6 protein-coding genes are annotated in these 14541 nt (G+C 28.3%); all 6 read left to right on the forward strand.

The genetic code is table 11. From position 1 onward, the window contains the following. Positions 1–466: 466 nt before the first annotated feature. The 6 genes from AYC61_RS20395 to AYC61_RS20420 all read left to right on the forward strand — a co-directional run bounded on the left by AYC61_RS20395 (position 467) and on the right by AYC61_RS20420 (position 14211). Positions 467–1582 (forward strand): aminopeptidase, encoded by a 1116-nt coding sequence (locus AYC61_RS20395; RefSeq protein WP_202906885.1) that lies wholly within the window; start codon positions 467–469, stop codon positions 1580–1582. Positions 1583–1728: 146 nt separating this feature from the next. Then, the gene (gene addB / locus AYC61_RS20400) at positions 1729–5127 is read left to right on the forward strand and encodes a helicase-exonuclease AddAB subunit AddB (RefSeq protein ID WP_066507688.1); all 3399 of its coding nucleotides are present in this window, start codon (positions 1729–1731) and stop codon (positions 5125–5127) included. Then, positions 5120–8695 carry a helicase-exonuclease AddAB subunit AddA gene (addA, locus tag AYC61_RS20405; RefSeq protein WP_066507691.1) on the forward strand — a complete coding sequence of 1192 codons (3576 nt, stop codon included), beginning with the start codon at positions 5120–5122 and terminating at the stop codon, positions 8693–8695. Before addB ends, addA begins: the two co-directional genes overlap by 8 nt. Positions 8696–8717: 22 nt before the next feature. Then, a complete protein-coding gene (locus AYC61_RS20410) occupies positions 8718–9935 on the forward strand; it encodes an exonuclease SbcCD subunit D (protein ID WP_066507695.1) in 1218 nt (405 codons plus the stop codon). Further along, positions 9925–13455, forward strand: coding sequence for an AAA family ATPase (locus AYC61_RS20415; RefSeq protein ID WP_066507699.1), 3531 nt, complete (start codon positions 9925–9927; stop codon positions 13453–13455). Before AYC61_RS20410 ends, AYC61_RS20415 begins: the two co-directional genes overlap by 11 nt. A 336-nt stretch (positions 13456–13791) precedes the next feature. After that, on the forward strand, positions 13792–14211 hold the full coding sequence (locus tag AYC61_RS20420; protein WP_066507703.1) for a HutP family protein: 420 nt from the start codon (positions 13792–13794) through the stop codon (positions 14209–14211). Positions 14212–14541 lie beyond the last annotated feature (330 nt).

Consider the following 14541-nt stretch of genomic DNA (forward strand, 5'->3'; position numbering starts at 1 on the left):
TTTTGGAGTAGTAAGCTGTTTCCCAGAATTAAACTTAGAATTTAAAAAGTTATTAGCCCTGATTTTTCATATAACGTTAAATAATATGCTGTATAATTCTGAATTAGAAGATTTCAGTGAATTCGAAGGCATACCGAGTTGGTATGTCGAGAATTTAATGGATATCTTATAACAACGAAAGCAATTACGTAGTAATTGCAACACACCGTTTCAACAAGGCACAAGATTGCGCACCGCCTGTTAAATATAATCGATATCCGCTACCTAAAGAGGTGAGGGATATCTTGTACCTTGTTATAAACAGAAGGATCTTATTTAATGAATCTCCTATTCAGTTACTTCATAGGAGTAAGCGACTCACATAAAATCATAGATTTTAGTTCTCTGCTCATAATTTTTTATGAATAATCTGGGTTTATGTGGTTATTAGAAACAAATGTAATAAAAAGATATGAAAGGAAGTGTATTGATGGATATAAGAATAAAACAATTAGCTAGTAATTTATTAAATTATTCTTGTAAGATCAAAGAAGGAGAAAAAGTTTATATTGAAGTATATGGAAATAGTGCTACTCCTTTAGTTAAGGAGTTAGTCAATCAGACATATGCTTTAAAAGCTATGCCTTTTATAGTAGTTAGAGATGATACTTTGAGAAGAGCTATTGTGATGAATTGCTGTAAAGAACAGTTAGAAATAATGAAAGAATCAGAAATGAAACTAGTTGAGCAATTGGATGCGTTTATATCTATAAAAGCTCAAGATAATGTAAGTTGTTTAGCAGATGTACCAAGTGAAAAGATGAAAGAATACAGTAAATATTATAGAAGAAGTATAGTTGAAGAAATAACTAACAATAAAAAATGGGTGACATTAAATTATCCAAACAATTCTATGGCTCAGCTGTCAAATACAAGTTTAGAAGCTTTTGAAGATTTTTATTTTAATGTTTGTAATCTTGACTATAATAAAATGTCAATTGCCATGGATAATTTAGTAAAGTGGATGAAAAAAACTGATAAAGTTCATGTAAAAGGTGTAGGTACTGACTTAACATTTTCAATAAAAGATATTGAGGCAATTAAATGTGCTGGTAAAAATAACATACCAGATGGAGAAGTATTTACAGCACCTGTTAAAAATTCGGTTAATGGATACATAACATATAATTGTCCTGCTATATATCAATCAGTAACATATGAAAATATCAGACTTGAGTTTAAAGATGGAAAGATTATAAAAGCTGAAGCTAATGATACCGAAAGAATTAATAAAGTATTTGATACTGATGAAGGGGCAAGATATATAGGTGAATTTGCTATTGGAGTTAATCCTTATATTACAAAACCTATGAAAGATATATTATTTGATGAGAAAATAATGGGAAGTTTCCACTTTACTCCTGGTAATTCATATGAAGATGCGCCAAATGGAAATAAATCCAATATACATTGGGATTTAGTATGTATCCAAACGCCTGAATATGGTGGTGGAGAAATATACTTTGATGATGTACTTATTAGAAAAGATGGTTTATTTGTTGTAGATGAGCTTAAGTGTTTAAATCCTGAAAATTTAAAATAATAATCTTGCGGTGTAATCATTATAAATTGATTACACCGTTACTTTTAAGCAGAGAACCCAAATTTAATGAATAGGAGTTTCAATTATAAATAAATCTATGATAAAATGTATTAATAGATAGGTCATAATAGAGGTGAATAAAATATATGAATTTGAGATATATTGTAGGACGAGCTGGAAGTGGAAAAACAACGTTAATATATAAAGAAATATTGAAAAATTCAAAAGAGAATAGAAAAAAAAGATTAATATTATTAGTCCCTGAACAATTCACATTACAAGCTGAAATAGATTTAATATCAAAGATGAACTTAGAGGGAATAATGATGGTGGAGGTTTTAAGTTTTGAACGACTTGTATATAAAGTGCTAAGCGATTTAGGTGGCTTAAGAACTTCTACAATAAATGAACTTGGTAAAGTAATGATATTAAAAAGATTATTTGATTTGAACCAAAAGAATCTTAAGGTATATCAAAGAGTTTCTAATCAATCAGGTTTTCTGATGAGTGTATGTGATTTGATAGGTGAGTTTAAACGTAATGACATAACACCTGAATTACTAGATCAAAAACTAAGTGAATATAAAAGTGACAATATACTAACTAAAAAACTTCATGATATAAAACTTATTTACGCACAGCTGCAGGATTATATGTCTAATAATTATAGTGATGAAGAAGATAAATTTAATATTTTTATAGATAAGATAGATGAGTCTGATATGCTTGCAGATACTGAAATTTGGTTAGATGGATACAATGGTTTTACAGCTTTGCAATATAGGATAATAGAAAAGCTTGTTCAAAAATCAAACAAGGTAAATATCAGTCTTACTTTAGATTTAGATGAAAATAAAAATGATACGGATTTATTTAGTACAACCTTTAAAACATTTAATAAACTTAGAGAAATTGCTAAAAACAATGATTTCAAAGAAACTAAAATAGATTTAAAAGGTATGCAGTATAGAGCTTCAAAAAGTTTATGTCATTTAGAAAAACAATTTTTTTCTTATCCTTATGAAAAATATCAACAAGAAGTTAAAGATATAGAAGTTTACAGTGTTTCTAATCCTTATGTAGAAATAGAATATGTTGCTTCAAGGATAATATCTTTGGTAAGGAAAAAAGGTTATAGATACAGAGATATAATATTAGTTACAGGTTCAATTCAGGAGTATAGCTCTTTAATTAAACAGGTTTTTATGGAATATGACATACCTTGTTTTATAGATGAAAAAAGAAACATAACAAGTAATACTATTGTTAAATATATAGTTTCTTTATTGAATATTATTAGTAAAGGTTTTAGATATGATGATGTTTTTAGCTATATAAAAACTGGATTATGCGGTATAGCTAAAAATGAATGGGAGCTTTTAGAAAATTATTGCTTGGAATTCGGCATTAAAGGTAATAAATGGTTAAATGATTTTAGTTACAAATCAGAAGATTTAGATATAATAAATGACATAAGAACAAGAATTGTAACTCCAATAATACAGCTAAAAGAATCAATTAATAAGAAAAATACAGTAATTAACATAACTAAAAATTTAGTAGAATATTTTGAAGCTATGGAGCTTGAAGATAAAATAAATAAGTGGATAGAAGAACTAAAAACAGGTGGTAATTTAGAATATGCAAATGAAAATACTCAAATATGGAATATAGTTATGGAGGTACTACAGCAAATAGTCGATATCTTAGGAGATACAAAAGTTACTCTAAAAGAGTATATTGATCTTTTAGAAACTGGGTTTATGGAATATAAATTAGGATTAATACCTACAACTGTTGATCAGGTAATGGTTGGTAATATAGATAGATCCAAAAGTCATGATATAAAGGCTTTGTTTGTAGTTGGAGTGAACGATGGTTTATTGCCTTCTATAACAGGTGATAGTGGCTTGATATCAGATGAAGAAAAACAAACATTAAAAGACATAGGTATGCCTTTTATGTCTGATTGTTTATCAAAAGCGTATGAAGAAAATTTGTTAGTGTATTCTATGTTATCAAAGCCTAAAGAATTTGTATGGTTTAGTTATGTTTTAGCCGATATTGAAGGTAAAGCGGTAAGACCATCAATATTTATAAATAGATTAAAAAATATATTTCCTAATATCATGATAAAAAGCGATATTTCAGATGATAAGGTTTCATTGATTAATAGGCAAATTACTACTCCTAAATCAACGTTTAAGTATATGGTAGAGACTTTAAGAAGGTATGTTGACGGTAGAGAGATAAGCCAGTCTTGGTGGGATGTATATGGATGGTACTACAATAACATTGCTTGGAAAGATAAATTAAATTGTGTTGTTGATGGTTTATTTTATTCAAATAAACAGCATGAGATAGGTTATGATTTTGCTAAAACCTTATATAGTACACCTTTAATATCGAGTATTTCAAGATTTGAAAAATACATTAACTGTCCATTTGCTCATTTTGTAAAATATGGGCTAAAACCATATAAAAGAAAAGAGTATAAAATAGATACTCCAGATATGGGAAAATTGTTTCACGATTCAATAGAGGTCTTTTCTAATAATGTACAGAATAATGGTATAGATTGGGTTAGTATAGATAGAGAGAGAAGTAATTCTATGGTAGATGGAATTGTTGATAATGTAGTAGAAGACTTTGGCAATAAAATATTTTTTAGTTCATATAAATATAAATACATGATAAAAAGCCTAAAAAGAATTACTAAAAGATCAGTATGGGCAATGATAGAGCATTTGAAACAAGGAGAATTTATACCGAAAGAATTTGAATTTAGTTTTGGAGAAACAGATAGCTTCAAAGCACCACCTATACTTATTGAGCTAGATAATGGAGACATTATAAAGTTGGAAGGTAGAATAGACAGATTAGATATTTTGCATAGTGATGATGATGAAGACTTTATAAAAATTATTGATTACAAATCAGGAACGAAAGATTTCACACTGTCAGATGTTTATCATGGCTTACAATTACAACTCATGGTGTATTTAGATGCGGTACTTCAAAATAAGCATTTATTCACAGAAAGCGAACTTAAACCTGGAGGTATTTTCTATTTTAGACTTCATGATCCGCTTATAAATACTGATGAATTAGATAATGAAAAAATAGAAAAAGAAATACTAAAGGCTTTAAAGATGAAAGGACTTATTCTAAACGATATTAAAATTATAAAAGCTTTGGACAAAGATATAGAAATAGAAAAAAGGTCGTCAATAATACCTGCCGCAGTAACAAAATCAGGTGAAGTATCAAAGGCATCTTCAGTTATATCAAAAGATGAACTAGATGCATTGTTAGAGCATGTTCGAAACTTGATAAAGGATTCAGCGAAGAGTATATTATCAGGAAATATAGATATTTATCCAACTAAAATTAGTGAGCAAACTGCGTGTGATTACTGCGAATACAAATCAATATGCAGATTTGATGTATCAATGGGTGAAAATAAATACAATAAAATTTGTAAACTTTCAAATAATGATGTAATTGAAAGACTTTCAGCTAAAGGGAGTGAAACTAATGCCTAATTGGACAACTGATCAATTACAAGCAATAAAAGATAGAAAGCACAACTTACTAGTTTCAGCTGCTGCTGGCTCAGGAAAAACAGCGGTATTAGTTGAAAGAATAATAAGACTTATTACAGAAGACTTATTAGATATAGACAAGCTGTTAATTGTAACTTTTACTAAAGCAGCAGCTGGAGAAATGAGAGATAGAATATTAGAAGCTATATCTAAAAAAATAGAAGAAGATACAAAGCACAAAGATCACTTAAAAAGACAGCTAACACTTTTAAATAAAGCGAGCATCACAACTTTACACTCGTTTTGTACAGATATAATTAGGAAAAACTTTCATGTTGTAGGGCTAGATCATAGCTTTAGAGTAGCTGATGTTACTGAGAGAAGTATTTTAATCCAAGAGGTCTTGGATGAAGTCTTTGAGCAAGAATATCAAAATGAAAAAGAAAATTTTATTAAATTAGTTGAGGGGTATGGAAGTCCAAAAAACGATATTAAACTTCAAGGAATAATACTAAAAATATTTAGCTTTATTCAAAGTAAGCCGTATCCTGAGCAGTGGTTAGAAAGTGTAGTAGAATTTTTTAGCATAAAAGAAGATGAATTTGAAGACAATATCTGGGTTAAATGTATAAAAGAAAGTATACTAATAGATTTAGATGGTGCTGGGGATTTATTATTAGAAGCTCTACAAACATGTAGATGTGCAGACGGTCCTAGCGAATATGAAGGGGCTATATGTGATGATTTAGCTATATTAGAAGATTTAAGAAATAGTATTGACGTGAGCATTGAAGATTTTTTTGATATTATTGACAATGTTAAATTTAGTAAATTCAAAGCTATTCGTGGCAGTAGAAAAGATGAAATTGATGAAATAAAAAAAGAAGAAGTTAAAGAATTAAGAGATATTTTTAAGAAAAAAGTCTTTGCAAAGCTAAAAGAAAGTATATTAAGAAAAGGAATATCAAAGCAAGTACAAGAATTAAATAGTTTATATCCCTTAGTGAAGCATATTAATTACATCATTAAAAGCTTTAGTGATAAATTTAGCGAAAGAAAACTAGAAAAAAATATATTAGATTTTAATGATTTGGAGCATTATGCTTTGAAGGTACTTGAAAACGAAGATGTAAGAAGCTCAATTAGAGATAAGTATGACTATATATTTGTAGATGAATATCAAGATAGTAATATAGTGCAGGAGACTATAATAAATAGAATAAAAAGAGAAGACAATCTATTTTTAGTAGGTGATGTCAAACAAAGTATTTATAGGTTTAGGATGGCAGATCCATCACTATTTATAGAAAAATATAATAGTTATAAAGATGTTTCAGATGTAAATAAACGAATAATACTCTCTAAGAATTTTAGAAGCAGAGAGGATATATTAAATGGGGTTAACTATATATTTAAAAATATAATGTACAAAGAAATTGGTGAAATAGATTATACAACAGAGGCGTACTTAAATAGCGGGATGAGTTTTGAACCTATCGAAGACAGTTCTATCGAAATCAATATAATACCTAAAACAGAGATTAAAATAGATGATAATGATGAATTAGAATTGACAGAATTAAAAAATATGGAGATAGAAGCTAAAGCAGTTGCCAAGAAAATAAAAGAGCTTATAGGCAGTAAAACTTATAGACCAAAGGATAAGTGTTATAAAGAAATAGAATACAAAGATATTGTAGTCTTATTAAGAGCAACCAGGAATACTTCACAGCTGTTTGTAGAAAGATTTATTGAAGAGGGTATACCTGTTTATGCTGACGATAATTTAGGGTATTTTGAGACTATAGAAATAAAGTTAATATTAAATCTATTAAGCCTTATAGATAATAAAAGAGATGATTTGGCGTTAGTTAGTGTTATGAGATCAGCTATAGGCGGATTTGATATTGACGAATTAATAAAAATAAGAATTAACCATCCAGAAAATAATTTTTATGATTCCATTGTTAATTATGAAGGTGATGAAGAACTTACATTTAAAATCCATGAGTTTATTAAGAAAATAGATGAGTGGTCGGGTAAAGTAAGATATATGAAGCTAGATGAATTTATTTGGGACATATTGATAGAGACAGGCTATTATTATTATGTTGGAGCTATGAAGAACGGTGCTCAAAAACAAGCTAATCTTAGGATATTAGTTTCTAGAGCAAATCAATTTGAAAAATCATCAATAAAAGGACTTTTTAATTTTATTAGATTTATAGACAAAATGAGAAAAAGTGGAAGCGATATGAGCCCAGCAAAGACATTAGGTGAAAATGAGAATGTAGTTAGAATAATGAGTATACACAAGAGTAAAGGACTGGAATTTCCTGTTGTTATATGTGCTGGGTTAGGTAAGAAGTTTAACTTAATGGATACTAGAGAAGAGATATTACTTCACAAGGATTTAGGTATTGGACCTAAATATGTTGATATAGACAAACGAACATACTACATGTCACTTCCGCAGGCAGCAATAAAAAGAAAAATCAAAATAGAAAGTTTAGCTGAGGAGATGAGAATACTTTACGTAGCATTGACAAGAGCAGTAGATAAGCTGATATTGTATGCAACAGTAGATAATCTAGAAAAATCTAGTATTAAATGGTGCAGAAATATAACTCCGTTTAACTTAATAAATAGTAATTGTTATTTGGATTGGATAATGTTAGCTTTATCAAAACACAAGGATGGAGAAAGTATTAGGCAGTTGGCTCAAAAATTAATATATGTAGAAGAAGATGTATCTAAATGGACAATAAATATTCTTTCATTGAATGATTTAATTGGTGAAGATAAGAAAGTTTTATCTAAAGACGCAGTCAAGAATGAATTAATAAATTTCAACTATGTAGAAGGTAAGGCTAATAAAGCTGTCAACAAGAGATTTAGTTGGACATATTCTCATGAAAAGGCGGTGTATATACCTGCTAAGATATCCGTTACAGCAGCAACTAAGGCTTCCTTTAACGATTTAAAATTAATAAATCACAAAATACCAGCATTGAGTAATATCCCTAGATTTGCATCCAAAACATGCAAATTCACAGGTGCTCAAAAAGGTACGATAGTGCATTATGTTATGCAGCATATAAATCTAGCAAAGGTTAGTGATAAAGAGAGTATTAAAAATCAAATAGATAATATGGTGTTCAAAAATATGATTACTACTGAAGAAGCAAAGGTAGTTGATAGTAATATCATATATAATTTCTTTAATTGTGTTTTAGGAAAAAGAATGTTAGAATCGGACAATATTTTAAGAGAGACACCTTTTGTAATGAAGAAAATTGCGAGTAATATAATAGGTGATTTAGATAATTGTAGCGATGAGCTATATGTACAAGGTATAATTGATTGTTGTTTTGAAGAAAACGGTGAATTTGTGCTAATAGATTATAAAACAGACTTTGTTACAAGTGAAAATTTAGATATAATAGCCCAGAGATATAAAAATCAAATTTATTTATATAAAGAAGCACTAGAGAGAATAAGAAATATGAAGGTTAAAGAGAGTTATATTTACTTATTTAATATAAATAGGGCTATTAAAATTGAATAATTAAAAAACAGAGGTGAAATATATGAAAATACTGCATACTTCTGATTGGCATTTAGGCAAATATCTTGAAGGATATAGTAGATTAGATGAACAAGAAAAAATATTAAAATCCTTAATCAATTTAATAAAAGAAAAGCAAATAGATGTAGTTCTAATAGCTGGAGACATATATGATAACAGTAATCCTCCAGCTAGAGCGGAAAAGATATTTTATGATACAGTTAAAGAAATCTCTGAAGAAGGAAAGAGGATAGTAATAGCTATTGCAGGTAATCATGATAGTCCCGAGAGATTATCTGCTTCAAAAGCTCTAGCGTATGATCATGGAATAATATTAATGGGTACATTAGAGGATATACCTTCAACAGGGAAATTAGGTAACCATGAGATTATAGATAGTGGCAGAGGATATATAGAAGTAAAAGTAAATGAAGAGAAAGCTGTTTTTGGATTATTACCATACCCAAGTGAACAAAGACTAAAAGAAGTTTTTAAAGATGTTAATGATACTGAATCTATGCAAGTTTCATATTCTCACAGGGTTGGACAAATATTTGCTAAAATAAATGATAAATATAGAGATGATACTATAAATATAGCTGCTAGCCACATATTTGTAGAAGGAGGAGAAACATCAGATTCAGAGAGACCAATACAAATAGGAGGAGGCTTAGTTGTCGAAGCTGATAAACTGCCTAGCAAAGCACAATATATTGCATTAGGTCATTTACATAGACCTCAACGTGTAAAAAAATCTGAAAAAGAAGCTTATTATTCAGGTTCACTAATACAATACAGCAGTAGTGAAATTGGTTATAGTAAAGGACTCTATATGATAGATATAGTAAATGGTCAAAAACCTGTTATGGAGGAAATATTCTTAGAAAATATTAAGCCTATTGAAATATGGAAGTGTAATGGATTTGAGGAAGCTATAAAATTATGCAATGATAATAGTAATAGAGATGTGTGGGTTTATTTAAAAATCAGATTAAAACAAGTATTAATGCAGTCAGAAATAAAAAAACTCAAAGAGATTAAACCTGATTTACTTTCAATCATACCTATATTTGATGAAGTTGAAGAAACTCAACACGAGCAGATAGATTTTAACGAGAAAAATATATCAAAGCTATTTGAAGAGTTTTATATACATGAAAGAGGTGTTAAGCCTGGGGAGGAGCTATTAAACCTATTTAATAGTATAGTTTATGAGGCAGGTGATATAAATGAGGCCTAGAATATTAGAGATAGAAGGCTTAAACAGCTTTATTGAAATGCAAAGAATTGATTTTTCTGTATTAACTCAGAGAGGTTTATTTGGAGTATTTGGACCTACAGGTAGCGGTAAATCCAGTATATTAGATGCAATTATTTTAGCATTATATGGTGAAATTCCTAGAGGTACTCGTGAATATATAAATACAGTAACAAATAAATTATATGTTAGCTTCGAATTTGATACATATAATGGTGAAAAGAGAGAGATTTACAGAGTTGACAGAGCTATGCGAAGAAACAAAGATGGTGCTATAAAGACTGATTTTGCAAGATTATATTCCGTATCTGATGAAAGTATTGTATTAGCTGAAAAAGTTTTAGATGTAAATAGATTCATCAAAAATATCATAGGCTTAGAGAGTGATGATTTTACCAGATCTGTAATCTTACCGCAAGGAAAATTTAGTGAATTCTTAAAGTTACCTGATAAAATTAGAAATGATATGATGGAGAGAATGCTTAGACTAAGCAAGTATGGTACTAAGTTATCAGATGCAGTTAAACATAAGAAAAATAAAAATGAGAATGAATTGAATGTCCTAAAAGGTGAAAGAAACAGATATGAAGATGTATCAAAAGACAAATTAGATGAATTGAGTAAAGAATACGAAGTAACGCTGAAAGCACAAGAATTGATAAAAATTAAGCTTAAAGAGCTGAATGATGAATATCAAAATTCTAATAAATTTTATGAATTGCAAACAGAACTCAAACAGTATCAAAGCAAGAAAAATTATTTAGATTTATTAAAACAAGAAATAAATGAAAATAAAGAACAAGTATCAAAGGCAAATAAAGCATTATCTATATGGAGCACAATACAAGAATGGCTGAAATTAGAAGATGATGTCCAAAAGTATAGTAAAAAATTAAGTGAGACTAAAAAAGAATTACAAGAAGAAAAAAAGATATTAGATGATATAAAAATAAAACATGAAGCACTATTGGAACAAAAAAATAATGATGTAGCTAAACTATCGGTTAAAGAACATGAAGTAAATGAAGCAATTAAACTAAAAAAAGAAGCAGATATTTTAAATGAGGAAGCAAAAGAATATAAGCAAAAACATAATAATGCTTTAAAAGAAATTGAATTAATTAGTAAAAATATTAATGAGTTATTAGTACAAAAAGATAAAATTGGAGAGATATTAATTCAATTACATGAAAAAATAAAAGAATTAAAGATAGCACCTGATTATAAGAAAAAAATTGATGAAGGCTTATACATTGAAAATAACGTAATTTCATATACTGAAAAAATAAAAGATGTGGATAACCAAATAAAACATTATAATAACAAAAAATTAGATGATATAAAAATGTTAGAAAAATTAGAACTTGAAGTTAAGAATAAAAAAATGAATTTAAAAGCTGTGAAAACTCAAATACAATCATTAGAGAATAAACCACCACTAAAACAGGATGATATTATAAAAAGTCAAAAAGAAATTCAACATTTAGAACAAATTTTAAATAATACTAAGAACATTGAAAATGAAATAAAAGACAAGCAAAATAAGCTGTTTAAGATTGACAAAGAAATTAAGAATAACGAGGAATTAATAAGAGATATTAAGCAAAACATAACTAAAACTACCTTAGAATATGAAGATTTAGAAAAAGAGATAAATTTAAAAAAAGAAAAGCTTTATGCTTACGAATTAGCTCAAACTTTAACAGAAGGGGAAATTTGCCCTGTATGTGGGTCTAAAGAACATCCAAGTATTTGTAAAGATAGAGTAGATGTTAAAATAGTAGATACATCTATTGATAATGCTTTGAAAAAATATAAAGAAGAAATTAGTGCTATGAAAATTAAACAAGCACAGTTAGTAACTATAAATGAGAGGCTAAATATACAGAAATGTGAGTTAATAGATGATATAAAAAATAGAGAGAAGCTGTTACCAGACGAAGCTTTAGAAAATATTAAAAAAACAGTAGCAGAAAAAAACAATATTTTAAATAATAATATAGCGTATCTAAAACAATGGAATCAGGATATAGATAAATTTAGAAGTAAAGAAAGTACATGCAAAGAAGAAATTAATGAAATCGACAAAAAGCTTGAAGCTATAAAAGCTAGAATAAAGCAATATGAGAGTTTTATAGTAGAAAATACAACAAAGGTTAATAAATTAAATGAAGACTATACTAAACTTTCACAAGATCTGTCAAAATATAAAAGTGATTTAAAAGTTAATTCTTTTAAAAATAAGATACAAGAAATATATGCAAATGAAAAAAGCTTGAAAGCTATAGAAAGTGACATTAATAATTATGATAGAGAATTAAATGAGTTAAATATCAAGTTAGAGAGCTTAAAAGAAAACAAGGCTCATTTAAATATTGATTGTACTAAATATGATGAAAACTATAAACAAAGAGAAAAAATAATATTTGAGTATAAAGAAAAAATTGGATTAATATGCGGCAAGTTTTTACCTCAAGAGTATTTAGAAGAATTAAAAGCGAAAAAGAATCGCATAATTGAGGTAGAAAGAGATTTAAAAAATAGACTAGATGAAAAAAATAATATAGTAAACAAGCTATATGAAAACAATGCAGCATTAAGTGAGTTATTAAAAGATAAGCACTATGAATATCAACAAAAGAAAGAAAAGATAAATAATATCATAAAAGATAATGGTTTTGATAATGTTGAAGGTGTAAAGTTGAGTATAATATCTGAGGAAGAAATACAAAGCTTGAATACAAAAATTACAGATCATGAAGATGAAGTCAAAAGAATTGTTGATAATATAAAGAGAGTTACAGATATTATAGGTAACAGAGTAATAGATAAAAAAGAATTAACACTAAAATTGGAGCTAATTAAAGCTAAAGAAGATGAGTATAAAAAATTAAATGAGCAAAAGGGTTCATTAGAGCAAAATATTCAAACTATGAAAGAAAATCTAATAGCTGTAGAACAATTAGATAAAAAGATACAAGAAAAAGAACATATTCAAGATATGCTTAAAGAATTGCAAACATTAATCAAAGGTAAAAACTTTGTAAAATACGTATCTAAGAGTCATTTAGAGTATATATTAAGAGAAGCATCAAAGAGTATGATGGATATTACAAATAACAGATACTGTTTAGAATTAGACAGTGGTAATGGTTTTATAATATGTGATAATTACAATGGAGGCGTTAGAAGAAGCTGTAAGACACTATCAGGAGGAGAAACATTTATAGCTTCATTATGCTTAGCACTCGCATTATCAAGCCATGTTCAGCTAAAGGGAAGTGCTAGTCTTGAGTTCTTCTTCTTAGATGAAGGTTTTGGTACATTAGATACAAGCTCGTTAGATTTAGTGATGACAGCACTAGAAAAGTTAAGAACACAGAATTTATGTATAGGAATCATAAGTCATGTAGAAGAGTTAAAAAATAGAGTGCCAATAAAGATTATAGTTGATTCAGCAAAAGCAGGAATAAGGGGAACAAAATTGAGTGTTGAGTATTAGAAAAATACTTAGGTAGTTGCAAAACAAATTCAAATAAATGTGGATAACTATTAATGTTTTAGCTCATAAGTTTTTGGTGAGGGGAACCATCTCATAATCTTTGACGGTTCCGACAAGAGCCCGTTTCTTAGGATTTAAGTAAGGGCGATGAAGAAACGAACTCTTGAAGTCACACTTACAAAGAAACATGAGATGGTTCCCTAGTAATTTTATTGGTATTTTTTACAACTGTTTTATGGGGGAATTTAGTCATATCAAAACATATAAACATAGTATTTATCAATAGTTTGGTGTTTTGCAACTAACTAAATAAAATACTGAAATGGAGGAAAATTTATGACAAATAAAAGTACAGATGTAGCAAAAGCTGCTGTTAAAATGGCTATTTCTTCAAGAGATGAAGAGGATTATTATATCAGTAATTTTAAAAAGAAAGACATCATGTGTACGGCTGTTGACATAGGTGGTAATATAATGGCATCAATACCCAAAATTATTGAAAGATCACTAGTAGCAGCTAAACGAAGTAATATTATATCAGATTGTCATGTGCACGAAGGAGCTATAGCAGGAGCAGCAAGGGAAGCAATAACACAGGTTTCATCAAAAGCAATAGGTTTAAATGTTGGTGGCAAGATCGGCATAGCCAGAAGCGGTGAACATGTTAGTGTATGTATATTCATGAGTATAGGTTTACTGCATTTGAATGAAGTGGTTATAGGCCTTGGGCATAGATCGATACCGATAATTAAATAAAGATATTTTTAAGGGAACTTACTCAGAAATTTTGGGAAAGTTCCTTTTTATTATGTAGAATAACTATCCTTTCCATTCAATGTTATTTAGATAAAATATTTACTTTTACTATCTATATTTAATGTATGTATAACTTCCTTTCTTCCTAAAATATCAACATCCATAATAATACAAAAGATAACATAAAATAAAAAAATATTCATACACATATTACAAAAATGAAAAAAATGAAAAAAAATAGCTCTCACTTTATGAACTATTTAATTAATATGTTTAGGAAAATACAGGCTTACAAGCTTTTGGTAAAGATATTAAAAAAATGAAATAAAT

Source organism: Abyssisolibacter fermentans (genome assembly GCF_001559865.1).
GTDB lineage: Bacteria > Bacillota > Clostridia > Tissierellales > MCWD3 > Abyssisolibacter > Abyssisolibacter fermentans.

Bases quoted from the DNA above. Each gene is read 5' to 3' on its own strand.
- AYC61_RS20410 (WP_066507695.1), top strand. From the start codon at position 8,718: ATGAAAATACTGCATACTTCTGATTGGCATTTAGGCAAATATCTTGAA.
- AYC61_RS20415 (WP_066507699.1), top strand. From the start codon at position 9,925: ATGAGGCCTAGAATATTAGAGATAGAAGGCTTAAACAGCTTTATTGAA.
- addA (WP_066507691.1), top strand. From the start codon at position 5,120: ATGCCTAATTGGACAACTGATCAATTACAAGCAATAAAAGATAGAAAG.
- AYC61_RS20420 (WP_066507703.1), top strand. From the start codon at position 13,792: ATGACAAATAAAAGTACAGATGTAGCAAAAGCTGCTGTTAAAATGGCT.
- addB (WP_066507688.1), top strand. From the start codon at position 1,729: ATGAATTTGAGATATATTGTAGGACGAGCTGGAAGTGGAAAAACAACG.